This window comes from Paenibacillus sp., assembly GCF_048976745.1.
Classification (GTDB): Bacteria; Bacillota; Bacilli; order Paenibacillales; family Paenibacillaceae; genus Paenibacillus.
On the sequence record NZ_JBHGUU010000007.1, the window covers coordinates 23,856 to 48,259 of the forward strand.

At 45.8% G+C, this 24,404-nt stretch carries 16 protein-coding genes; 4 read left to right on the forward strand and 12 right to left on the reverse strand.

What is annotated here, in order from left to right:
• Positions 1 to 10: 10 nt before the first annotated feature.
• On the reverse strand, positions 11 to 2,389 hold the full coding sequence (locus ACE3K2_RS14275; RefSeq protein WP_421891314.1) for a GH36-type glycosyl hydrolase domain-containing protein: 2,379 nt from the start codon (positions 2,387 to 2,389) through the stop codon (positions 11 to 13).
• Between the two features lie 129 nt (positions 2,390 to 2,518).
• Complete coding sequence (locus ACE3K2_RS14280; protein ID WP_421891317.1) at positions 2,519 to 2,938, reverse strand: ester cyclase; 420 nt, start codon at positions 2,936 to 2,938, stop codon at positions 2,519 to 2,521.
• Between the two features lie 303 nt (positions 2,939 to 3,241).
• Between ACE3K2_RS14280 and ACE3K2_RS14285 the strand changes: the two genes are divergently transcribed.
• On the forward strand, positions 3,242 to 5,722 hold the full coding sequence (locus tag ACE3K2_RS14285; protein WP_421891320.1) for a transglutaminase domain-containing protein: 2,481 nt from the start codon (positions 3,242 to 3,244) through the stop codon (positions 5,720 to 5,722).
• 104 nt (positions 5,723 to 5,826) lie between these two features.
• Here ACE3K2_RS14285 and ACE3K2_RS14290 read toward each other — a convergent pair whose 3' ends face one another.
• The 3 genes from ACE3K2_RS14290 to ACE3K2_RS14300 all read right to left on the reverse strand — a co-directional run bounded on the left by ACE3K2_RS14290 (position 5,827) and on the right by ACE3K2_RS14300 (position 12,208).
• Positions 5,827 to 6,729, reverse strand: a complete 903-nt coding sequence (locus ACE3K2_RS14290) for an SDR family oxidoreductase (protein ID WP_421891323.1) — start codon at positions 6,727 to 6,729, stop codon at positions 5,827 to 5,829.
• A gap of 456 nt (positions 6,730 to 7,185) precedes the next feature.
• A complete protein-coding gene (locus tag ACE3K2_RS14295; protein WP_421891326.1) occupies positions 7,186 to 8,565 on the reverse strand; it encodes an amino acid permease in 1,380 nt (459 codons plus the stop codon).
• Positions 8,566 to 8,791: 226 nt separating this feature from the next.
• Positions 8,792 to 12,208 carry an S-layer homology domain-containing protein gene (locus ACE3K2_RS14300; RefSeq protein WP_421891329.1) on the reverse strand — a complete coding sequence of 1,139 codons (3,417 nt, stop codon included), beginning with the start codon at positions 12,206 to 12,208 and terminating at the stop codon, positions 8,792 to 8,794.
• A 394-nt stretch (positions 12,209 to 12,602) separates the two neighbouring features.
• On the opposite strand from ACE3K2_RS14300, the gene ACE3K2_RS14305 reads away from it, so the two are divergent.
• Together ACE3K2_RS14305 and ACE3K2_RS14310 are read left to right on the forward strand one after the other, a co-directional pair.
• Positions 12,603 to 12,968, forward strand: coding sequence for a DUF6713 family protein (locus tag ACE3K2_RS14305; RefSeq protein ID WP_421891332.1), 366 nt, complete (start codon positions 12,603 to 12,605; stop codon positions 12,966 to 12,968).
• A gap of 72 nt (positions 12,969 to 13,040) precedes the next feature.
• Positions 13,041 to 14,030: a DUF4003 family protein gene (locus ACE3K2_RS14310; protein ID WP_421891335.1), complete on the forward strand. Its 990-nt coding sequence runs from the start codon at positions 13,041 to 13,043 to the stop codon at positions 14,028 to 14,030.
• 113 nt (positions 14,031 to 14,143) lie between these two features.
• On the opposite strand, the gene ACE3K2_RS14315 is transcribed toward ACE3K2_RS14310, so the two are convergent.
• The 3 genes from ACE3K2_RS14315 to ACE3K2_RS14325 form a co-directional block, all read right to left on the reverse strand.
• Positions 14,144 to 15,133, reverse strand: a complete 990-nt coding sequence (locus tag ACE3K2_RS14315; protein ID WP_421891338.1) for a phosphotransferase — start codon at positions 15,131 to 15,133, stop codon at positions 14,144 to 14,146.
• Positions 15,134 to 15,302: 169 nt separating this feature from the next.
• Positions 15,303 to 17,078, reverse strand: a complete 1,776-nt coding sequence (locus ACE3K2_RS14320; RefSeq protein WP_421891341.1) for a SulP family inorganic anion transporter — start codon at positions 17,076 to 17,078, stop codon at positions 15,303 to 15,305.
• A 166-nt stretch (positions 17,079 to 17,244) separates the two neighbouring features.
• Positions 17,245 to 17,574 carry an ArsR/SmtB family transcription factor gene (locus ACE3K2_RS14325; protein ID WP_421891344.1) on the reverse strand — a complete coding sequence of 110 codons (330 nt, stop codon included), beginning with the start codon at positions 17,572 to 17,574 and terminating at the stop codon, positions 17,245 to 17,247.
• A 194-nt stretch (positions 17,575 to 17,768) separates the two neighbouring features.
• Between ACE3K2_RS14325 and ACE3K2_RS14330 the strand changes: the two genes are divergently transcribed.
• A complete protein-coding gene (locus tag ACE3K2_RS14330; protein ID WP_421891347.1) occupies positions 17,769 to 18,713 on the forward strand; it encodes an alpha/beta hydrolase fold domain-containing protein in 945 nt (314 codons plus the stop codon).
• A gap of 114 nt (positions 18,714 to 18,827) precedes the next feature.
• Here the strand turns inward: ACE3K2_RS14330 and ACE3K2_RS14335 are convergent, their stop codons facing one another.
• From ACE3K2_RS14335 to ACE3K2_RS14350, 4 genes are all read right to left on the reverse strand, one after another.
• The gene (locus ACE3K2_RS14335) at positions 18,828 to 20,408 is read right to left on the reverse strand and encodes a glycoside hydrolase family 43 protein (RefSeq protein WP_421891350.1); all 1,581 of its coding nucleotides are present in this window, start codon (positions 20,406 to 20,408) and stop codon (positions 18,828 to 18,830) included.
• Positions 20,405 to 21,304 (reverse strand): carbohydrate ABC transporter permease, encoded by a 900-nt coding sequence (locus ACE3K2_RS14340; RefSeq protein ID WP_421891353.1) that lies wholly within the window; start codon positions 21,302 to 21,304, stop codon positions 20,405 to 20,407. The genes ACE3K2_RS14335 and ACE3K2_RS14340 overlap by 4 nt, the downstream gene beginning before the upstream one ends.
• A gap of 15 nt (positions 21,305 to 21,319) precedes the next feature.
• On the reverse strand, positions 21,320 to 22,294 hold the full coding sequence (locus tag ACE3K2_RS14345; protein WP_347399839.1) for an ABC transporter permease: 975 nt from the start codon (positions 22,292 to 22,294) through the stop codon (positions 21,320 to 21,322).
• Positions 22,295 to 22,659: 365 nt separating this feature from the next.
• Positions 22,660 to 24,333: an extracellular solute-binding protein gene (locus ACE3K2_RS14350; RefSeq protein WP_206537064.1), complete on the reverse strand. Its 1,674-nt coding sequence runs from the start codon at positions 24,331 to 24,333 to the stop codon at positions 22,660 to 22,662.
• Positions 24,334 to 24,404: the final 71 nt, after the last annotated feature.

Sequence of the window (24,404 nt, forward strand, 5' to 3'; positions counted from 1 at the left end):
GTACTCTTTTTTACAATGGCAGCTTCACCAGCACCTCATATTTCACGCCGGCTTGGATATTCTTGATGATGTCACCTTCGATCCGTTCACCGTCAACGTACACTTCAAGCGTCTGGATAGTTGCATCCTTCTTCATGTTTACGTTCAGTTCAGCCCCGCGGAACAACCGCGTAACCGATGCCTCGTTCCAATCGGCAGGAAGTTGGGGACGAACTTGAAGCCCTTGTGCGTTACCTTGCAGGCCAAACAACCCATCGATCAGGCAACGATACACCCAAGGCACTGTGCCGGTGTTGAACAGATGACTGGAGCGCCCCGCTGTACGTGGGAATTGACGATAAGCTCCGCGATAATAATTCGGGATAAATACGGGTAGTTGCCCCCGTTGGAGGATATCCTGGACATCGGGCCCCGGAATCATTTTACGCAGCAAACGATACGCTTTCTCCTTCTCACCCACCAAGTACAATGCATAGATATAAAAAGCCGCCGCGTGGTTGTACACGGCTCCATTCTCTGCACTTCCCGGATGTTTCTGCGTGACACGGCCTACATCTTCCCGCATTGCTGTGAAAGAGGGCGCGAGCTTTTCGACACCGTATGGTGTCTCCAATTGCTCTTCTACCGCGCGAATTAACTTCTCCTGTTTCTCCTGATCCGCAGCACCGCTCATGAGTGCCCAGCTCTGAGGATTGATATAGATGCGCCCCTCCACGTCCTTGCTCACACCGAACACTACGTTATCATCCGTGATGCCTCGGGCATACCAGTCTCCATCCCACAGGTACTCATTCGCTACCGCATTCGTCTGATTGGCTTCCTGACGGAATTCCGCTGCAACCTCCGCATGCCCTGCCTGTTCAGCAAGATCTGCCCACACATGAAAAGCATATGCCGTCGCAATGGTCAGCCAACCGGATACGCCTTTGCCTTTGTATCCCACCATGTTCATCGGATCACACCAGTCACCCTGATTGATATAGTTCAACCCGCGCGCATCCCGCTCATGAATCAACCAGCGCATCGCGAGATTCATATGTTCCAGTACAGAAACCTTCTGCTCACTATCTGTAAAAGGAACCTGTTCCTCCAGAATGCTATAGTCATTGGTTTCATCCAGATAGGTCTTCAAACAGACCGGAAGCCAGATACAGTGATCGGTATGGGGAATCTGGTTGATATATTTCAATTCGGCGTCCGGGTGCAAAATAATTCCGTCTGGCATAGCTCCGCTAATATGCTGTTGTGACAATGCAGTCAGGAACGCTGCCCGCGCAACCTGCGGCTGAATGTAACTCATCCCCATATTATCCTGCAGATAATTCCGGGTCTGTGGATCGGTCGACAGACGGTTGGTTTTCCCGTGATAATACATCTGACGAGGCAGCCAGTGATTCACGATATTGTCCAGCCAAGCGTCCGGTGTCTGAATCTGAATGTTCCCCTGCCCTTCGGCAACATAAGCCGTATACTCCTGCTCGGCTGCGGTGAAACCATCTTGCCCTCTCTCATTCTGTTTCACAAAATAATGCTGACGGATGCCCTCAATCTCTGTCTCATCATGCGCCGGGCCAAAGATAAATCGATACGCCTGCTCAGCGCCAGCCTCCAGCTCTGCTCTGTATTGCATTACAGCCACAGGGGTCTCATAGCGCGCATCTCCACCTGCAAGGATCTCCGACTGAAGCGCGGAGGGATTATGAAGTCCGCCTTCGCCTTCAAAGCTCTCCTGATTCACTTCCCAGGCGGTTGGTTGGTGATCTGCAAGCAGATAGGTTTTGTCGCTGTAGTTTTTGATTTTGCTATAATCCTGATATTTCTGATACGGCGTAATCGCCGAGCAGACAATGCCCTGTACATCTTCCACATATGAACCGGACTGGTTCATCCAGGACATATAACCGACCGTATAATACGGGTAGATGCTAAGCTTGCGTTTTCTCGAAGACAGATTGGTCACCTTCACACGCCACAGCTCCATCACATCCTCCTTCGGGAGACGCAGGGACATCTCGACGCAGATGTCGTCCTGAATCACTTTCCAGTGAATATCATGTTTACCCACAGCGAACGTATAGCTATCCGCCTGCTTGCGAACCGGTTCATACGGCGCGGAGAAGATCTCCCCACTTTCTTCATCCTTAATGTAGACAAACCGTCCCGGATGATGGGCATAGTATGGTTGCTCCGGTTGCATAAACGTCTTTGCTTCCAGGTTGGGCGCATACGAATATTTGGCAGGTTCGGGCTGCATGAATTGGGCCACAGCATATCCTCGGCAATTCACATGAATCATCATCTTCTCATTCCAAAGAAATCCGGATGCCTTCGGTAAACTTGTCGGGCTTGTTAGTTCAACATACTGATTATCTTCCGTTGCTTTAATCATCACTGAACCTCGCTTTCAGAATATGAAGTCAAAAGACAGAAAACGTTTTAGGTAACTTGTATACAACTTGGACCATTATAACACGAGAACGCTTACAGAAAATGAAAAACTAAAAAAGAGCTGAAAAAATCAGCTCCGATTCCGTTCCAATTGTTTCTCGATGCCCAACCTGTCGATCTGAATCCAATATTCTGCAATGCGCTCGTTTGCCACCCGGTATACCGCACTCGCAATCTCGATCACTGGCAAGTTCGTTGGTGTATATCCGTCCACTTCGCCAACAAGGGTTCCCGTTTGTCTCCAGCGCACATAGACTTTGTCCCCTTGCGTCAGCAACTCCTGGATCTCAAGTGAGAACTCCCCGTAAGCTTCGATCATCTCTCGCACATGATCCGCATAATCGGAAGGCGTTCGGGTCACCGTGACATCTTCTTCGGATATCACTTGATGGGCCAGTACCTGTTCCGCCATTACACTGCTCGCATAATCAGGATTCCGACCTGATCGGACCTCTTCAAAAAAGGATCTGACAATCTGTTCTGCTGTCATCTGAGCCACTCCAGTCTATTCAAATGTTCCGCAAATTTATAAATATATAGTAATTCTTGTATTTTAACATGAAACATACGCGACGGAATTACATCTGTTCTATTGTTCTACAGGACTTAAACCCTATCCCATTACCTTGACAATGCGTCAATATAACCATAAACTAGCAAAGGATATTAGGGAATTAATAGGAGATTTGGCCGATAAGAGGTTTGAGTATGGATTTTAACCATATCTGATAATCTTTTGGTGTGTAGAAATGTAGCTTTAGAGCAATTCAGAAAAACGAGAAAGCGGTGTATCATGAAACGTCTATTTTTCATTATGTTTGCCCTCACCCTGTTACTGGCTGGATGTCAGAGTAATGATCAGGAGAGCAGTCCGTCCGAGAATAATCCTACAGAAGTCGTAGAAGGTTCTACCATTTTAAGTTTGAAGCAGAAATACGGCTCTGAATCGGAACAAGCGATCATGCCGATGTACAACGTAGCTCAGGATGAAGAATTCACGTTCAAGTTTAAAGCAGATTTACGTAAAAGTAACCTGTCAGCTAGTGACATTATTAGTGTACATACCGATATCAAAGCACTCAAAGCAAGCGATGTATATGCCATTCCAGAAACAAACGACAATAGTGTTTCCATTAAACCTCTTGGATGGGGCGTCTTAAGTTCAGAATCCATGATGAACAAAGATCAGAGTTCTTGGGGCGGTGCCCCAATCTACTACATTCGTCTGAACTATGATCCAGATGCGGAAAATCTAACACTGCTCGATCAACCCATCATCATTCCGTTTACCGTGAAATCGGAGTTACCTGTGCCCAACCTAAGATATGAGATTGACAAAGACAGACGGTTCAAGCTGGTCTGGGACAAGGTTGAAGGTGCCACCGAATACAAAATTTATAAACGTTCTGATCTAACCAACTTCGAAACCAATGTACCTCTAACTGGCGCAGAGGATGCTTTCAGCAATAGTCTGCCTTTAGATGTTGCCGTAACGACAGAGACGTCTTTCAATGATTTTCTGAGAGACGGGAAAGGTGGACTCGGCACATATAATGAACTGATAAATACGCATCAGAACCATGGTATACGAGGAGAATATTACGTCACTGCCATCGGTGGAGGCAAAGAATCCAATTTTAGCAGAGGTGTCCCTACAGCTCCGCTTGCTTCCCAGCTACCAACAGCTTTGAAAGAACAATTGTATATGGAGAAATTAAAGAATACAGATCTACTTCCTCAGAAAACAACAGTTGAGTACAATGACGGTTCTCTAGCCCGTGAAACTATTGTCTATGATACCGCTAACGTAGAGATTTCAGAGTTCAATGAAACGAATATTCCTTTTCACGTTAAAGGAACCGCTCTGAAAAGCTACGTGCGCGTAGAGAATGTGACCCAAGCAGACCTGGACAGACTTGCTCAGCAAACCGTAGCCGATTCCAGTAACGGCCTGGTGGAACCGAAGAATGATACACCTTACGTCCCTGCACCTGACGTGCCAACAATCATCAACAATCATGATGCACCTGAGTCTGCAACGGAAACAGAAGAAGCACCCGCTTCGGAAACTCCAACTACAGAGTCTACAACCGATACTGGAACGTCAGAAGAAACAACTGATCCTCTATCTACTGAGACTTCCGATGATACTTCTGATAATTCTTCAGATATGGCTTCTGAAGAAGACAACCTGGTCGATGAGCAGAAGTCCAATACACAGCAAAATGTAGAACAAGGTAATCAGGAAACCGTGCCTCAGCCTGCTACAGGTAATGCAATGATCAATGCAGATTCCGCATTGGAAGAAGTTTTAGCCAAGAATATGATTGCGGCGCAAAATAACATTTCGTTGAAAGCTTTTCCCGAGGCTCAAAATTTCACGACACTCTCGGATGTAGTTCTGAAAGTGATGTACCAGAATCCATTAATTCTTGGTGTGGAAGGTTTCGAATATAACTATGGTACGCTTACCCTTTCGATTCATTACAATGAATCGGCTAGTGGTATTCAGAAGAAGCAAAATGAGATTATTGCCAAAGCGAACGAAGTTGTCGCTTCCATCATCAAGGATGGCATGAACGAAGACGAGAAACGAAAAGCCATCTACGATTATCTGAACGATAACGCGAAGTATGATGATGCAGCGCTGGAGAATGCAGAGCAGAACAACTTCAAAAATGTCGATCCGCAGTTCAATGACTCGTTTACCACATACGGTATTCTGGTCAAAGGTGTTGGGGTATGCGCCAGCTATGCCTCCGTCTACAAATTGCTATCCGATCTCTCGGGACTGGAAAGTATCGTTGTAACAGGAGCTTCCAGCGGCGTTCCACATGCATGGAACAAGGTCAAAATCGGGAACGAATGGTTCCATGTCGATGCCACCAACAACCTGACGAACTCCGGTATCCCTTACTTCCTGTACAATGCCAACGATGAGACTGCTGCAAGTCAGAAAACGATAGCAGATAAGGATTACTGGCTTGATTCCGAACTTGCGATGTTTGATGGCGAGAGCGATGCCAATGATTATTATGTGCAGAATGATCTCGAAGTCGCATCCCTTAATGAGTACAAAACCAAGGCTGAGAGTGAACTCAAAAAAGGAGAGAACCGGGTCATTCTCCGTTTCGCCTCACCTGTTGACTCTGATGAGCTGATGACAGCTGCCGGCGAAGCCCTCGCAGCAGTGGATGAAGCCCTTCTGAATACGGCACAATTGGCGACGCTGGGCAGTTATGCCATCCTCGACCCGAAACCAGATCAGAAGTAACATAACAATAAAAGACTCCATTCACCTTCATCGGGAATGGAGTCTTTTGCTTAAATTTCCTATGATTACTGACCTATAGCCCCTAGGCCTTTTATATCCAACGTTTACGGACTAACCGTACCGCCATTCGCATTCAATGTTTCGCCGCTCACATAGCTGGATTCCTGGCTTGCCAGGAACACAAATGCCGGCGCCATCTCGGCAGGCTGTCCTGCACGACCCAGCGGTGTGTTGGAACCAAACTCGGCCAATTTCTCGACGGGTTGTCCACCCACGACTTGCAGCGGTGTCCATACCGGTCCTGGTGCAACAACATTAACACGAATCCCTTTGCTACCCACCTGTTGCGCCAGCGCTTTGCTGAACGTGTTAATCGATGCCTTTGTTGTGGCATAATCCAGCAGGATTGGCGAAGGTTTGTACGCCTGAATCGATGATGTGTTGATAATGGAGCTGCCCGGTTTCATGTGTTTCACAGCTGCTTTGCAGAGCCAAAACATGGAATAGACATTTGTTTTGAACGTTGCATCAAATTGCTCGGTGGTCAGATCTGCAATCTGCTCGACATACTGCTGTTTACCTGCCACGTTAGCAAGGATATCAATCCCGCCAAGCTCTTTTACCGCAGATTCAATGAGTTCTTCACAATATTTTTCATCCTTCAAGTCACCTGGCATTGTGATTGCTTTGCGACCGGCTTCCTCAATCAGCTTCACAACTTCCTGCGCATCTGCTTCCTCTTCCGGCAGATAGGCCAGAACAACATCTGCACCTTCACGGGCAAACGCAATCGCAGCCGCCCGACCAATTCCGCTATCGGCTCCGGTCACAACCGCTTTGCGTCCTGTTAAACGTCCGCTACCTTTATAACTTTTCTCACCCGCATCAGGAACAGGAGTCATCTCACGCTGAAGTCCCGGCTCATCCTGCTGCTGTTTCCACTCTGGTGTAGCCTTTGGATATTGTGTCGTTGGATCTTGCATGGTGTGCTGATCTTGATTAGCCATGTTCAATTCCTCCTTGGATTAATTTACACCCTATAAATAGAACGCGATGATTCTACACTGGTCACTACGCGGTCAGAGTAACCTTCCGATCGTTGTTATCCCCAGATTTTTTCTATCCCTAATTAACGGGAAATCCGGTGATAAAGGCGAACGTTTCACTTCTCCAGGTTTTCTCTGCCCTCTACGTTATTGTGTAGAAAATAAGTTCAATTTAAATCGAGTGTGTAAATTTAAAGTTTATTTTTTAATATTGTTTTCATAAAAGTTTCACTCTTTTCTTTGTAACCGAGATTGGAAGAATTTAAACTGGTCCCGCCCCATTTTCGTTGGCCACTGTGATTTTGCGGATCAAAAAATGCACTCCCTGAATGACGCTGAATCACCCGCAGGTTCTCCAATCGTTTCAAGGAATGCATGTATGAAATTACTTTATAAAATTAACTCTGGAATATAAGACTAGCGCTCTTCGCCGCCATCTATCCGTTGTCTTTTTCCAATACCAAATGCGAAATATCCAGCCACCACGATGGCCATGAACGCAGCTCCAACAATCAGGGGCAAGCGTGTATCCGGGTTAAACGCCATACCAATAATGACGAGGATTAGATACACAATAATGATGTAATTGCTGATCGGGAACCATTTGGACTTGAAGTTATGATCCGCCATTTCGTTACCCCAACGCTTTCTGAATCGGAACTGGCTGAACGCCAGTGCGAACCATGGAACCATACCCGGAAGAACACTTGCACTGTAGATGTACAGGAACAACTTGGAGTCCGGCATCAGGTAGTTCAGCACAACTCCAATCAGCAGCAAGGAGATTGTGATGACGATACTGTTGCGGGGAACCCCTCCTTTGGACAGCTTTTTGAAAAAGGCAGGTGCCTGCCCATTCTCAGCCAGCGTGTATAACATCCGTCCCGCACTGTAGATCCCGCTGTTACATCCCGACATGGCCGCCGTAAGCACCACAAAGTTAATGATTCCCGCTGCAGCAACAATGCCGACCTTGGCAAAGGTGAGCACAAACGGGCTGCCTGTCTCCCCTACCTCGTTCCAAGGATACAGCGTTACGATAACGAATATGGCACCTACGTAAAAAATAAGAATACGCCACACGATATTTTTGATCGCTTTACGCAAAGTGTATTTCGGATTCTCCGCTTCACCTGCTGTAATACCGACCATTTCAACTCCCTGATACGCTGCCGTTACAATACACAGCGCAAAGAGGAAACCTTTGATGCCTCCAGGGAAGAAGCCGCCATGACTGAACAGATTCGACAGACCAATCGCTTGCCCCCCATTCCCCCATCCGAAGAAAATGAGTCCCGTTCCAATCACAATCATGGCTACAATAGCCGTCACTTTGATCATCGCAAACCAGAATTCAAATTCCCCATAAAACTTCACGGCCGCCAGATTTGCTGCCGCAATGATGAGCACCCCAGCAAGCGCTGGTAGCCACTGTGGAATATCCGGGAACCAATACCCGACATAGATACCAATCGCCGTAACTTCCGCCATCCCAACCGTAACCCACAGGAACCAATAACTCCAGGCGGTCAGGAATCCGGCAAGCGGACTAATATATTTGTGAGCAAATGTAGCAAACGAACCGGTTACCGGCTCCTGAATCAACATTTCCCCCATAATGCGCATGACAAAAAAGATAACGATACCGGCCAATAAATAGGCCAGCAGCACAGATGGTCCTGCCCATTTGATTGTACTCGCCGATCCCATGAACAAACCAACGCCGATTGTACCTCCGAGTGCAATCAGCTCTACATGGCGGGGCTTTAGCCCTCTAGATAGTTGCTTCGATTCCAAACGATTCTCCCCTTTTCTGGTGTACAGCTTCCTGATGTAATTTTAAATTTTATATTCACATTAACGCAATGCAGAATTGCTTCACCAAATTGTACGAGATGTGCCGTAGAAATACAACAAGGAATGTGAGGAAGGCCCGCTAAACAGAATTTTCACATGAAAAAGGGGCCTCCTCCTCATGCCGTCACCTGACATGATTAGGATAACCCCCGATGATTTATTGCAATCAGATTAATCCTGATTTTTGGAGAAGCCGCTCAACAATTGTAGCCACCTCAGCCCTTGTAATATGTGCCTTGGGTGCGAGCTTACTATCACTTCTACCTGAAAAAATACCCGCTTGTACACTTTCAGCTATGCCTTTATTAGCCCAAACAGACGAGTCTGATATATCGATATACTTTTGCAGCCCGGTTGATCCAGCTTGAACGGGAAGCTTTCCTTTTAGCCCTGTAATGTCCATAGCTCTTGCCATAATATTCATGGCCTGCTCGCGTGTGATTGTTTCATCAGGACGGAAAGTTCCATCTCTGAAGCCATCTATTAATTGATATTCATAGGCCGTATTGATTGCGTGACTGTACCATGCGTCGGTAGCTACATCCGAGAATACGTTGTTGGATGAATCCAATTTCAATCCCAGGCCACGAACCAATACCATTGCAAATTCTGCCCGGGTAATATCTCGATCTGGGTTGAACATACCCTCGCCTGTCCCTTCCATCACCATGCGAGACCCCATATCATTCACTTCGGCTTTAGCCCAGTGAGTTCGGACATCCTGGAATTCAATCGGATTCCATACAATGGAGTACGTACTGTTGGATAGACTGTTTACCTTCGCATAATAATTCGCACCATTAACAACGACTTGAGTCGGTACGTGACGAACTGATCCATCCGTGTCAATGACTATACCTGTCGTGATTCGGTTGGGATCTACTCCCTCGGGAATCGCAATCGTTCGTTCAACATATGCATTGTAATGGGTAATGTTAATCGTACGATTAAGATAAATGCCGCGTACTTCAAAATTATATGTTGGGGCAACAAGCGTAAATCTGTTTTTTTCAGTCGCATCTGTTACTACCCTCAACATCTCTGCTCCAGGAGTCGAAATCTCAATCTGGATCTGAATATCTTTGAGATTAATCGACTGCCCCAGTTGATTGGACAGCGCTTGGATATTAATTTGCTGAGAAGGTAGTGTGTAGGTTGCAGAAGGCGTTTGAATTTTCAGAGTTGCTTTTTTATCCTCCATGTTCTTGATCATCTGACCATTAAGTTCCCCAATGACAACATCAGATTGTGTATTTAGCAGAATGGTGACCGTAGCCCCATTACCTTCAGATGAGAGCTTTTCATCCAGTTTCACGGAATCTACCGTTATTGTGGTTACACTTTGGCTATTTCGCTCACTTGAAGTTGCTGATCCGATGTTTTCCACTTTCCCATTGACCAGAACATCCACACCTGAAATTCCTGGATTCGGAACTTGAGTTCCGGATGCAGGTGGCTGGCTTGAAGTCGTATTGCCTCCACTACCGCCAGTACTTCCTCCGCTACCGGTATTGCCACCATTACCAGTTGGTGCCAACGGGATGATCGCATTGGATAGTAACGAAGACTCGCTAGCTCCTGCTTGGTTTATTGCCTTCACTGTAAATGTATAGCTCATCCCATTGGTTAATCCCGTGATGATTATTGGGCTACGTGTTCCAGACACGACTCTATTGTCTGGTAAAACATTCACCTCATATGCCGTTACAGCACTTCCTCCATTGTCTGCTGGAGGATTGAAGCTAAGGGTAGCCTGTCCGTTACCAGCGACTGCTATCAAGGATGATGGTGCTTCTGGAACTGTTAATGGAGCTGCACTCGCCACATTAGACTCCGCACTCAAGCCACCTAATCCGCCTGCTTTCACCATAAAAAAATAAGTGGTTCCATTAATCAGATTATCGACACGATATTTCCCATCCGTCACGATGGTGATAGCGTTACTGCTAAATTGACCGGATACTGTTGATAAATAAACTTCGTAATATGTGGCTCCCGGCACGTTACTCCAATTCAGCTGAGCCTGACGATCTCCAGGGGTCACTACCAGATCCTGAGGATTGGCGGGTGCATTTGGCAAGTTGATCGCTTGAACAACTTGGAATGCCTTGTCCAGCATATTGTCCGCAGATACAAGAACCGTCGCAGTATAGGTGCCTGCTGGCAAACCATTCTTAACCTTCACCTCGAAACTGGTTTCATCCCCATGGTTAAGGGTCGACACTGTAGGTTGTGTTACTTCAAAATCCAACCCATTTGTTCCAACAGAAGTCACTTCCAAGTCAGTCAATGTACCCGTTCCGATATTTTTCACGGTAATGGATAATGTTTCTTGACTACCCGAGACATAGCCCTGAATCAGTGCTGCTGGGGTTTGATCCGCAATATTCTCAATGATATACGTTAGTGCTGGTTGAATGGCAACTACAGCAATATTGCTTGTCGTTGTTGCCGTTTTGTTTCCGTTTACACCATTGTTAGTGTTAGTCACGATCGCATAATAGTAGGTCGTTCCTGCATTCGTAATTGGCGCATCATACGTTGAGCTTGTTGCCCCATTGATCAACGTCCCATCCGTGGTGCTGTTGGTAGCGTTACTATACCATTGATAACTTAACGTTCCTCCATCACTGACTGTAGCACCTACGCTCAGCGTTGGACTATTTGCTCCCTCGTTAACTGTGGCACCCGCTGGCTGTGTGTTAATCGTCGGGGCTACTGCATGAACCAGCGCATTCACGGTGACTTGTGCCGCATTACTCGTCGTCGTTGCGGTCTGTGTTCCGTTTACACCATTGTTGGTGTTGGTCACGATCGCATAATAGTAGGTCGTTCCTGCATTCGTAATTGGCGCATCATACGTTGAGCTTGTTGCCCCATTGATCAACGTCCCATCCGTGGTGCTGTTAGTAGCATTGCTATACCATTGATAGCTTAACGTTCCTCCATCACTGACTGTTGCGCTTACGCTCAGCGTTGGACTATTTGCTCCCTCGTTAACTGTAGCACCCGCTGGCTGTGTGTTAATCGTTGGCACTGAAGCAGAAACGATGGCATCATCAAGCACAATGTCATTAATACCATGCCAACTATTTTTATCAGTTGAATATAAAAGAACCATATCCACATTATCGAAATCTTCATTTAATGAAACATGTTTAGAATGATAATCTGCAATTACTTCGTCATTTATGAATGAGTGGGTTGCAACCTTTTCTCCGTCGCGATACCCTTCAACCCTAAGATTTATTGGCCCCTCACCCCAGTTCGAATAGAAGAATCCATCAATTTGAAACTCAGATGCATCGCTCGTTCTAATCCCCATTCCTTTCCAACCAATATTGATATCCGTTTCATAAGTGGTCAGAAAAGGAAACCAACCATCTACCTCAGTATTTGCATAGATGAGAGTTCCAGGCATCATAGTCCCACTAACATCACTAATATTGTAAAATTGAAAAACCTTTTCAGGGATATTTATTGAGCCACCATCACCATCTTCAGCAATTCCATCAGCCCAGACATTACTATCCGTTGTAGAAAACGTTACTGTTGTTGGGGCAGCTGCTGATGCAGCTTCCAACCATCGACTCCCGATAAATCCATTGGCTACAACTAATGTAAGGCATAAAAACAGGATTAAAACTCTCTTATACATGATCACTGAACTGTTAATGGTCATCAGTTCCTTCCTCATTCTGGAGTGAGCTACTGTCTGAAGCAACGCTTATATGATCAGCCTCCCATGATTCAAAATACCTATCAATTGACATTATTCGACACTTCACACTAAAATCCTTTAGCACATTAAATAATGAAAATATTTATTTTTTTGAAACAGCCCCTGAAACTGCGATCATCCAATTATTAATTCTCCCCGGGATTTTCTCTGTCAATAGATATGCCTGAAACCATCAAAAGGCTATTTCGTATTGATTATCTTGATCATAGTACATTGATAAATGGGGAGGCTTCACATGCCAGACTTCTTACTGGTCTTATTTGTATTCAACCTGTCTCTCTTCCTGCTTCACGAAATGGATGCCATCCGGCGATCCGAGTGGAAATTGTTTATCGTGTTAAAAGATATGGAAGATGATAAAGCGTATAGGTATTTCACTTGGATCCACCTGCCAATGTATACCATCATCCTCTCTCTTCTTTTTAGCTCGTATCAGACCATTACATTCTGGGTGCTGGATATCTTTTTCATCATACATACCGTATTACACTTCTGTTTCGAAAAACATCCTCGAAATGAGTTTAAAAATGGGTTCTCCAGATCAATGATCTACCCTATGGGAATAATCGCTTTAATTCATTTGACATTCCTAATCATCTAATCTGTTTACACCGACGGAATGAAGGAAGCTGGAAGGGTATTGTTGAATAACAGTGAATATGGAGGTGTGTTTATGCAACAACATCATGCAGAACGAGTTGAATTATTCGTTTCCAACACTCAAATCATCAAGAAGTCGTTCAAATGGCAACATGGGATGATTCACCGTCTGGCCGCCTTGCTCTATGCAGCGGAGAATAAAGTTACTGATGCGGAAGCCATTCGCCAAAGCCAAGAGTTGATTAAGCAAAACACAAAACTCTTCTCTGCATTCAGAGGTAATTCTGCCATTAGCATTGCTACCATGCTCTCCCTTACAACGGATGAGAACACAAAGCTGGCAGATACCCTGCATGTCTACGACCTGATGAAAGAGATCAGATTCCGCACCTCCGATTATCTCGTTATTGCCGCCTATCAGATCGCTACTCAGGTATCACCTGAGCAGTTTCAACCTACGGTGGAGCGAGCCAAATCATTCTATGACAGTATGAGAGCAGAGCATCGCTTCCTTACTGGTCAGGATGACTACATTTTCGCTGCTATGTTAGCCCTTTCCGATCTCGACGTGGATACTGGTGTGGCAAGGATGGAACAACTCTATAGGGAATTAAAACCAGAGTTCTCTTCCAGAAACAGTGTGCAGGCGTTAACACAGGTACTGGTTCTTGGAGAGGATACCCCGGATGCAGGTGCTCGTGTGATTGCCTTAAATGAAGCTTTCCGCAAAAGAGATCTCCGAATGGATAAAACGTATACATTACCTTCTCTCGGGATACTTTCTCTACTGCCTTCGGACAGAGACGCGTTAGTGGATGAAGTCGCGGAAACTAATGACTGGTTACGGACTCAAAAAGGCTTCGGTGCTTGGTCAATCGATAAACAGGAGTTGCTCCTGTTCTCATCTGCGTTGATAGCCATTCAACATGTGGAGAATCTGCGAAACGGTGTGCTTACGACAACGATCTCAACCAGTATCACGAATATTATCATCGCTCAACAAGCAGCCATGGCCGCAGCGGCCGCAGCTTCGGCTGCAGCTGCTTCATCATCATCGAACTAACAAATGACCATGTTACCTTCAATATGAGTTGAAAAAGACCCTCTCGAGTTCAGTTCACTCGGAAGGGTCTTAAAGCATTCAAGCCTATATCTAAAAAAATGTTCATCACTCGCCTACGATACAATCCCCGTATCCCGGAACTCTTCCAGAAAGTCATTCAGCCAATCCTCGCCATAATCCAGCGCACCCATATCACTCTCGATAAAAGCAACATCCAGACCCATCACCCAGAACCTTCGAGCGATAATAAAGAGATCAAGCGCCTGTTCATCTTCGGCAGAGAAACTTCTGACTGAACGATAACCTGCCATGAGCGCTTTCCATAATACAGCCTTTCGATCTTCAGACTGTCTCTTTCTCACCTTCACTTGGGCCAGATCGTAAGCACGCCAGCTTTTGGCTGCCCACTCGAAGTCATAATGGATGAACTGATGCTCCTGTTGAAACGCATTGTTATTCCCATGCATATCGCCATGGCACAGACCAAAGTCCAGATCTTGTCTTGAAGCGGCAACGATGCGTTCTTTTATCGTTGTGGCAAACGTATGGAGAAATGCGACTGCTTCATGGTGCTCACCGATATAGTGAATGATTCGCTTAAGGGGTTCATCGATAAGAAATTTCAAATCAAGCTCATATCGTGGCAGCTCCACGTTCACCTGATCCATAGCCTTATGCAATTCAGCGGCAGATTGACCAAAGGCGTAACAAGACTCCTCATCCTCCAGATTGTTCTCCGTACCCTCAATATACCGAAACATCACAGCAACCCGCTTGCCTTCCGCAGCCTCCAACACCGTATATCCCGTGTGATCTTTCTTCTCGATGTATTCTCCAATGTCGGTGTGTTCCGCAGAACCTAGAACATTCTTCAGTTGAGACAATAACGATAGTTCGTAGTGAACATCTTCCTCCGAAATTTCAGTGCGGTAGATACGGAGAATATACATGCCACTGGATGTGCGAACCCGGTAGGTATCATTCAATCCTCTCAGCCAAAACAAACATTCTTCCCATGTTCCAATGTTATACTGATCCCTCAATGCAGACTCCAGATACCTGGGGTTAAGCACTGAACGTAAAGCAGTCGGTTGAATGGACATATGGTTGCTCCTTCGGTTTTAATATGATTATTTCTCATCTGATGAACGATATAATCCTTTTCACCTATCAACCTATAACATAGTATATTTTTTATTTATTTTCCAGAATATATATTTTGATGAGTAAATACTCTTTAGACTCCTATAGTTTCATCTCATCTCCGCGGGATTATATAAGGTTATTTGCATTGGCCCGCTTTCCAGATTTCAGTAGATTATTGCGTTCTGAATCGGTACCAGTGCTCGACAATGCAGCACATTCACGAAAGGCAAAATGTTTGCACCCCCTACATTTCTGAACATCCAGATGCTGCAATGCATAATTGATAGCTTCACCCGTGTGCTCAAACATATGATCCAAACCAATCCGTTCAATCAAACCTGTTTTTTTCAGCATCTCCAACGGTTGCGCCTGTATGCCTGAAAGTAAAACCCTGCCCCCGGATCTCTCCATATGTTTAACAACACGGGCCAGATTGGATTCACCTGTCGTATCCATAAACGGCACCTTGCCCATGCGCAACAGCAGAGTGCCTGGTCGCCGATGAATGGAATCCATGACCGACTTCTCGAACATATCCGCTGCGCCGAAAAAAAGTGGCCCTTCAATTGTATACAGGCTTATTTGCGGACAGTCATGTCCTTCCCGAACCATGTGGGCCATGACTTTCTCATGTTTATGCTCGGGATCGGGCAGTACTTTGGCAACCTTCAACATCTCACTCATCCGCTTCACAAATAAAAGAACAGCCAGAATCAACCCCACCTCTACAGCCGTTGTTAAACTTGTAAATACGGTAAGCAAAAAGGTAATAAGCAGAACGAGTGAATCGCTCGTTTTGGTTTTCATAACATGTACGAAGGATCTCCGTTCACTCATATTCCAGGCAACCAGCATGAGAACGGGAGCCATACTGGCAAGAGGAATATGGGATGCATATGGCGCAAAGAGAACAAGTACCAGCAAAACCACCACACCGTGAATCACGCCAGACCATGGCGATACTGCGCCGGATTTGATATTCGTTGCCGTACGTGCAATCGCTCCTGTTGCAGGAATACCCCCAAATAACGGCGTCACCATATTAGCGATCCCCTGCCCAATCAACTCCCGATTACTGTTATGCCGACTTCCGGTCATGCCATCGGCAACAACAGCCGACAGCAGCGATTCAATTCCCCCCAGCATGGCGATGACAAAAGCGGGTTGCAGCAAGTTCAGGATACGCTCCCAAGTGATCTCTGGTACATGAAACTGAGGCAAAGCGTTAGGAATTGCGCCAAAGGACGAACCGATCGTAGCCACCTGTCCTTCAAAAAAGAGCGCTGCGACCAGCGTCGAAAGAACAAGCCCCACCAGTGATGCAGGCACCTTTGGTGCAAACTTGGGCACAAGCAGAAGAACAGCCAGACAGATTCCAGCTGTAAGCACACTGTATATATTAATTGTCGAGATATGCATCCCGATTTCTTTCATATTGGACCAGAAATCCTCGTGTTTCTCGATGCCCCGAAGTCCCAGGAAGTTTGTAATTTGTCCGCTAAAAATAATGACGGCAATCCCTGCCGTGAACCCGATCGTCACCGGCCTAGGAATAAACTTAATGAATGCCCCAAGCTTGAATAAGCCCATAAGTACAAGCATCAAACCGGCCATCATTCCGGCGATCAGCAGATTCTCATATCCATACTGCATCACAATGGCGAAGAGGATCGGAATGAATGCCCCCGTTGGCCCGCCAATCTGGAACCTGGACCCACCCAGCAAGGAAATGAGAATCCCTGCGATTACTGTGGTATACAATCCATACTCCGGTTTGACCCCTGAAGCAATGGCAAAGGCCATACCGAGTGGAATCGCAATAATACCTACAATCAGCCCTGATAACAGATCCTTGCGAAAAGCCGCAGCATTGTAACCTGCATATCTCCCCATCCATCTCATGTACAAAAACCTTCTTTTCTTCATATATTTAAATATTTGAATATATACCAAAGACTACTCCCCTGCACACGTCCTGTCAATCGGATTACACACAATTCCAGCAGGAAACCAACACAAAAAAACAAGAACCGCCGGTCATTACACCCCGTTGCTCTTGTTTATTGTGTCAGGACTCTTTACGAATGTCTTCCAACATGGAAATGGTATCAACCAGGTGATTGTCAAAAATCTGTTTGGTGACTGCCAGCAGGTCCTTAATCAGCGGATCACGCAGCGAATAGGTGACGGTTGTCCCTTCTTTAATTCCCTGAACCACATTTTTGCTGCGCAGTACAGCCAGTTGTTGTGAAACAGCAGAGCCTTCCGATCCCAGAATGCTTTGCAATTCATTCACGTTCTTGGCTCCTTCACTCAGCAGTTCCAGAATCTGAATCCGCATCGGGTGTGCCAACGCTTTGAAAAAATCCGCTTTAAACTGTTGTATGCTCTGATTCATACGCTATGCCCCTTCAATCGAACTTTTGAAGATGCAAATATCATAACATAGAACGGGTACTATGCTTTACTCTAACCGTAAACGGTTTGAAGGAAAAATTAAGATTGACCTTGAAGTACACTTCAACCTTTATACTTGCCTTATAGTCTCCACAGATCGTATATCTGAACTCCATCAGGAAGGGTGATTCCTCAATGAACATGTATATCCATAATCACAAACGCTCGTTGACGAGCTTTCTATTTGAGAAATATATCGGAACGTTAGATACCAAGAAATTTTTTTCAACACGCGAGCTTACCCGCAAACACCTGGATCATATGGGCTTGGAAAACATTAAACCTTATACCTTGGGTAAAACCAAACTGTCATGTTCCATCAAAGAACGTTCCTATGAAGACATGCAGGTATTTACATTAAACGATCAGCATTCCCGTGAACAGAAGGTCATTCTCTACATTCATGGCGGGGCGCATACACACCAGCCGCTGTCTTTACACTGGAAATTCATGGACCGCATGGCTCAGGCTCTGAATGCCAAAGTTATTGCTCCCATCTATCCAAAGGTTCCGCATTTCAACTATCAGCACACGTATCCGAAATTGCTCAATCTATACCGGGATCTGCTTGCCTCCGTTGAAGACCCGACACAACTCACCATAATGGGGGATTCCGCAGGCGGGAACATATCCCTTGCCTTGGCCCATTATCTGAAGATGCATGATCTCCCGCAGCCCAAAGATATCATCTTGTTATCCCCTTGTGTGGATATGGTGCTGGACAATCCGGTCATATTCGATTACGAGACCCGTGACCCTATGCTCGCTGTGGAAGGGTATGATGTCATCCGGCGGATCTGGGCAGCTGACAAACCGTTGAACGATCCGTTAATCAGTCCAATTTACGGAGATTTCGCCGGTTTGGGCAAAATCAGCATCTTTATCGGAACCCACGAAGGCTTGTTTCCTGATAATATGAAGCTCGACAAACTGCTTACCGATCAAAGAATCAATCACCAGACGTACGTTTATCCCAAAATGAACCATGTCTTTGTCCTTTATCCGATTCCGGAAGCCAGGGATGCTCAGCATAAAATAGTTAACATCATTAATCACTCAACATATGAAACTAATCAATAAGCTGTAACGCGTCCCGCAATCCACCACAGTGTTCCCTTTGGCAAAAAGAACAAAAAAAGCTCAATCCTTGGACTACAACCACCGGATTGAGCTTTCTTGCTGCTATTCTATCATCTAATTATGATATGAACCATATTCAAACCAGTCAAAGTCTGCCACCTGATCAGATGAAGTACCGTTGCTACTGCTAAACATTCCGATACAGCAGCCAACAAAACCGCCAGCCACTTCGGTGCTCAAGCTGCTTGTATCCACCTGTTCCGCAACCGGATGATACTGACTTCCATCCGTGCTGTAGTAGAAGCTTAGTTGCTGACCTATTGCGGCCAGTTTGATATACAATCGTGATACTTCACTATCCAGCGCGGTTTGGGCAATTTGGGTATCTTGACCATCTATAACGGTCACCACACGCAGCACCTGCTGATTCTCGGACAGAGCACGCTCAATCCGTACGTGATACTGATCGTTCTGAATAACAACGAGACCAACCGTTTCGTGTGCATTCCTGGGCACAAATTCCATGGCTGTAGCCGCCACGTAATCCATATGCCTCTGCCGTAGGCAGACAAAGCTGGAATTCTCTTTTTCCTTCAATGTTTGCGGTTTCAGCTTCAATCGCAAATATCCTTTGCGCTCAGTTAATGAATACAAGTCTTCCTGTGGATTACGCAGGAACATCCATTGCAGACCCAGACGTTCATGGTCGAAATGATCACATCGGAGCGGCGGCGGTGTGTGTACAGGTGGCAGTTGCAGGGTTCCTTGTTCTTCCAGTGTACCTCTCCCCTGATTCACCACAGGCCAGCCATCCTCCCAGTCTACGGAAGCCAGGAAGGTCTCTCTGCCCAGGTTGCTATAACTCCCTCCATACGGGCGGGAAGCCAACATAACCATGAACCATTGACCATTCGCAGCCTGCACCAGATCGGCATGGCCTACATTGATTACCGGATAATGCTTGCCCAGATGGCGATGTGTAATGATTGGATTATTCGGATTTCCCACGTAACCTTCGGTCAGACTACTGCTGCGTGCAATCGTTACCGCATGGTTTAATCCCGTCCCGCCTTCTGCAATCAACAGATAATAATATTCACCGATTTTGTACAAATGCGGCCCTTCCGGCCAGATGACGTCCACCATCGCCCCACGCCACAGAACGTAGCTGTCTCCCACCAGCTTCATATTCGTCAGATCAAGCTCTCTCAACCAAACTTCCCAATTGCCATTATAACGAACTCCCTCAGAACAAGGACGTGTACCAAGGTAATATGCTTTGCCACCATCGAAGAAAATCGTCGGATCGATGCCTTCTGCACCTTCGATAAAATAAGGATCAGACCATGGCCCAGCCGGATCGGTAGCGGTTACAACAAAATTGCCGCCATGAGATACATTGGTTGTAATCATATAGAAGGTACCTTCATGATACCGAAGTGTTGGAGCGAATATCCCCTGTGAATGGCCTGCCCCCTGAAGATTTAATTGCGAAGGGCGGTCCAGCACATTGCCAATCTGTTCCCAATGTACAAGATCACGACTCTGAAAGATTGGAACGCCAGGAAAATAGGCAAATGTCGATGTCACCAAATAGAAATCTTCCCCCACCCGACATACGGACGGATCTGGATAAAACCCAGGCATAATCGGATTGTTAAACGTGAATTGTTCGCTTTGATTTGCAGTTTTCATTCTTTTACCCCTCCAATGGTTAGTCCAGTCACAAAGTATTTTTGCAAGAACGGATACAGTAATACAATCGGCATTGCCGTTACAACGGTGATCGCTGCCCGAATGGATACAGGAGTCACCATGTTGGTTACATTTTTGTATGAATCCACGTTGACCGTTCCCCCCTGTGATGTCGCAGAGGATAACAATTTCATAAGCTCATACTGCAAGGTGGTCAAATTCCGATTTCCCGCCGTGTACAACATGGAGTCAAACCAGGAGTTCCACTGACCTACAGCTATGAACAATGCGACCGTAGCCAGCACCGGCTTGGATAGAGGAAGTATGATACGCATGAAAATCCGAAAATCTCCGGCTCCATCCATCTTCGCGGATTCAATCAATCCCTCCGACAGTCCCTGAATGTAGGTACGAATGACAATCATGTTGAATACCCCAATCAAGCCGGGAATAATGTATACCCAGAAGTTGTTCAGCAGCCCCACTTGTTTGATCAGCATGTATCCCGGAATCAAACCGCCGCTGAAATACATCGTCATGACGAACAGCGTCGTAACCAATTTGTTAAACATATACTCCTTGCGGCTCAGCACATAAGCCAGCATGGCTGTACAGAATAACTGTACCACCGTTCCAACTACGGTTCGGGCAACCGATATAAATGCAGCTTGTGTCAGATTCGGATTCTGGAATACGGAGACGTAATTTTGCAGCGTCCATTCCCTCGGCCAGAGATAGATCCCCCCGCGGATCGTATCCAGCCCATTATTGAAAGATACGGCAATAGTGTTTAAAAAAGGATATAACGTAACCACCATGACAAGTAACATAAATATGCCATTCGTGATGGAAAAAATTGAATCTCCCAAGTTTTGTTTTCTACTAAATCGTTTCACAGCTATGCCCCCTTATCATATCAATCGCTCTTCACCAAGAGACTTGGCAATCCCGTTGGCGATAAATATGAGCACCAGACTGACCACACTTTTGAAAATGCCTGCTGCGGTAGCAAGTGAGTAGTTACCAAGATTAATCCCGTATTTTAGAACAAAAATGTCGATCGTCTCGGATACATCCTGCACCAGTCCGTTCCCCAGCAAGTATTGGATCTCAAAGCCTGCGTTCAGTACGTTACCCACGTTGATGATAAGCAGGATAATGATCGTTGGTTTGATGCTTGGAAGTGTGACATTGAACATTTTGCGAAACCGCCCGGCTCCGTCGATGGAAGCTGCCTCGTACAAGCTCGGATTAATCGACGCCATGGCCGCCAGATAGATAATCGTGCCCCAGCCAATTTCCTTCCACATGCTGGAGAGACCCACAATTCCCCAGAAGTATTTGGGTTCAGCAAAAAAATTGATCGGTGCATCAATCAGGCCCAATTTCGTCAACAGTACATTCACAATTCCTGTTTCCGTTGACAATACATTCGCAACGATACCTGTTACGATGATCCACGACAGGAAATGCGGAAGATAGGAAACCGTCTGTACCACACGTTTGAACAATATCATCCGCAGTTCATTCAATAAAAGCGCCAGACCAATCGAGCCGACAAATCCCAGAAACAGACTGATCAGACTCATCGCCAGAGTGTTACGAATGACACGTAAAAATGTAGGGTCCGTGAATAACGTTCGAAAATGATCCAGCCCCACCCAATCCTGCTCCGTAAAACCAATGCCAGGTCTATAATTTTGAAACGCCATCAACCAGCCCCATAATGGTCCATACGCAAAAATAGCGATAAACGCAATAAACGGAAATGACATCCACATTAATTGCCGCTGACTTTTCATTCTGGACAGGTTGTACCCGATCCAGCTTGTTCCCGCGGGGATATGACTGGTTTTTAACGAAGGCTGCAACTCCTTTTTTGCCATGTTTTTTCTCTCCTTGCTTACGAGTTTATCTATATCACCCAGTCTGGATGAATCGATTCCATTCCTATCCAATCTCCCAATCTATATAAGTTGAACTAAAGATTATTTACACTGACACTACGATGACAGAATAACCTTCCAATCGCTGTTATCCCCAGATTTTTTTGATTCCCTTTTCCTAAAGGGAAAATCCGGTGATAGCGTATGCTTCCGATGCAGCTTTCTTTCAGAAAGCTTTTAGGCGACCGCTTCGCTTTTTCAGGTTTTTTCTGTCCTCTCCGTTATCGTGCAAATGATTAATTCAACTTATATAGTGTGTAAGAAAGGCTACGGGGTTCCCCATAGCCTTTCGGTGTGACAGGCCTTTATCCCCACAGTTCCATGCGTCTGCGGACTTCTTCCGTCAGCGCATCTTCATACGCTTTAATATCTGCACTTTCCTTGAGTGTGGCTTGATATTCTTCCCAGGCCTTATCAAATTCGGCTGGTGAAGTCATAATCACTTTTGGCAGCCACTTGCGCTTTACATCGTCCATCTTCTGTCTGGCGATGGTCTCCGGTTTATTCGGTTCGAAATTATAGGTATAGATTGGGAACCACGGTTCATTTTCCTCCGCAGGCTCAAGGAAGTCTGTAAACTTCGTATATCCATATGCTTTCAGCACTTTTTTGTCGATGTCATTCAATGTGGCAAGGTACTCCTCCGGCTGCTCCTTAGGGTCAAGGGCATTCTTCCCGTCAGCGGTCATGCCTTCATGATGCGGGAAATAGACCAACGGGCTTCCCGTATTCGCCAGCACCCAGTCCGGATCTTTGGAATTTGCACGTTGCTCTTCATTCCTGGAGAACACACCTTTGTCATCAACCTGGTAATCCACGCCTTCCTGTCCCCAGGTTCTCAATACTTCCATCTCAGGGTCCAGCAAATCATTAATATATTGAAGTGCTCCCTCGATATCCTCGCAACTCTTGGTAATAGCCAAGCCGCCATTTACGTTAAGGATGGGATTGTTCTGATAGCGTCCTTTAACGTCCTCGGAGAGTGTAATGGATAACGGTACATAGGTTTTGTCATACAATTTTTGCTTCACGAGTGATGCCTCTGCGTCAAGGAACTGCCATCCTTGATCCACCATGCCCAGCACACGTCCGGTTGAAATTTTGGAGATATATTGATCATAGTTTGCTGTAAAGGTTTCGTTATCGACCAGGCCTTGATGATATACCTCATTGATCTTCTTGAAGTATGCTTTCGCTTCAGGAATCGTATTATAGTTTTTGGCCGTCAGCGTTTCTTTATCAACGATGGCTGCGCCTTCGTTAGGATAACCAGCCATGAAGAGCGGTGGGTTCTCCAGTGCGAAATAACGCCAGTCATAGGAGATAATTTCAAATCCAATTGTTGGCTGACCATCAACGGTTGGGTGAGCTGCTTTATACCGTTCAATCAAGTCGAAGTATTGGTCAAGCGTTTTGATTGTCGGATAATTATCCCACTCCAGTACGGCCTTCTGAATCCAGAATGCTTCTCCGTCATGGGATACTTTCATCGACTTCTCTTGTATATTGCCGAATTGAGGAATGAAGTAGATATGTCCATCCGTCGTATTTTTCATCTTCTTCCAGTCTTCGCCCAGGTAATTTTTGATGTTTGGATATTTATCGATGTAATCCTCAAGTGGTACTAATGCCCCTGCTGCTACCAGTTGTTGAGTACCATCACTCCCATCGATAAAATCGGGATATTCGCCGCCTGCAATGAGTACACCAATTCGCTCTTTGGCTGTTTGGCCCGTAAGCCAGTCCATCGTAACTCGGACGCCTGTTTTCTCCTCAATAGCTTTTAACACCCGATTATCGTCAGGCGCAATTTTTCCCGGTACGGCAAAAAATGCGGAAAATTGTTTCAATTCCCTTCCATCTGCTGTCTTTTCCCCTTTCGAGGACGATCCCGGTGTACATCCAGTGAGTGCGATGACCAGTATTAAAGCGAGCAGAGCACTATACTTGATTCTTTTTCTAACATCCTTTTTCATCATGACCCCTCCATCGATTATATTGACAGAAGCTTTTTGGAAAGCGCTTTCCGAAGGCTGACTTAAAATTATCA

Coding starts and splice junctions, on each gene's coding strand:
- ACE3K2_RS14275 (WP_421891314.1), bottom strand. CDS start 2,389: ATGATTAAAGCAACGGAAGATAATCAGTATGTTGAACTAACAAGCCCG.
- ACE3K2_RS14280 (WP_421891317.1), bottom strand. CDS start 2,938: ATGACAGCAGAACAGATTGTCAGATCCTTTTTTGAAGAGGTCCGATCA.
- ACE3K2_RS14285 (WP_421891320.1), top strand. CDS start 3,242: ATGAAACGTCTATTTTTCATTATGTTTGCCCTCACCCTGTTACTGGCT.
- ACE3K2_RS14290 (WP_421891323.1), bottom strand. CDS start 6,729: ATGGCTAATCAAGATCAGCACACCATGCAAGATCCAACGACACAATAT.
- ACE3K2_RS14305 (WP_421891332.1), top strand. CDS start 12,603: ATGCCAGACTTCTTACTGGTCTTATTTGTATTCAACCTGTCTCTCTTC.
- ACE3K2_RS14310 (WP_421891335.1), top strand. CDS start 13,041: ATGCAACAACATCATGCAGAACGAGTTGAATTATTCGTTTCCAACACT.
- ACE3K2_RS14315 (WP_421891338.1), bottom strand. CDS start 15,133: ATGTCCATTCAACCGACTGCTTTACGTTCAGTGCTTAACCCCAGGTAT.
- ACE3K2_RS14320 (WP_421891341.1), bottom strand. CDS start 17,078: ATGAGATGGATGGGGAGATATGCAGGTTACAATGCTGCGGCTTTTCGC.
- ACE3K2_RS14325 (WP_421891344.1), bottom strand. CDS start 17,574: ATGAATCAGAGCATACAACAGTTTAAAGCGGATTTTTTCAAAGCGTTG.
- ACE3K2_RS14330 (WP_421891347.1), top strand. CDS start 17,769: ATGAACATGTATATCCATAATCACAAACGCTCGTTGACGAGCTTTCTA.
- ACE3K2_RS14335 (WP_421891350.1), bottom strand. CDS start 20,408: ATGAAAACTGCAAATCAAAGCGAACAATTCACGTTTAACAATCCGATT.
- ACE3K2_RS14345 (WP_347399839.1), bottom strand. CDS start 22,294: ATGGCAAAAAAGGAGTTGCAGCCTTCGTTAAAAACCAGTCATATCCCC.
- ACE3K2_RS14350 (WP_206537064.1), bottom strand. CDS start 24,333: ATGATGAAAAAGGATGTTAGAAAAAGAATCAAGTATAGTGCTCTGCTC.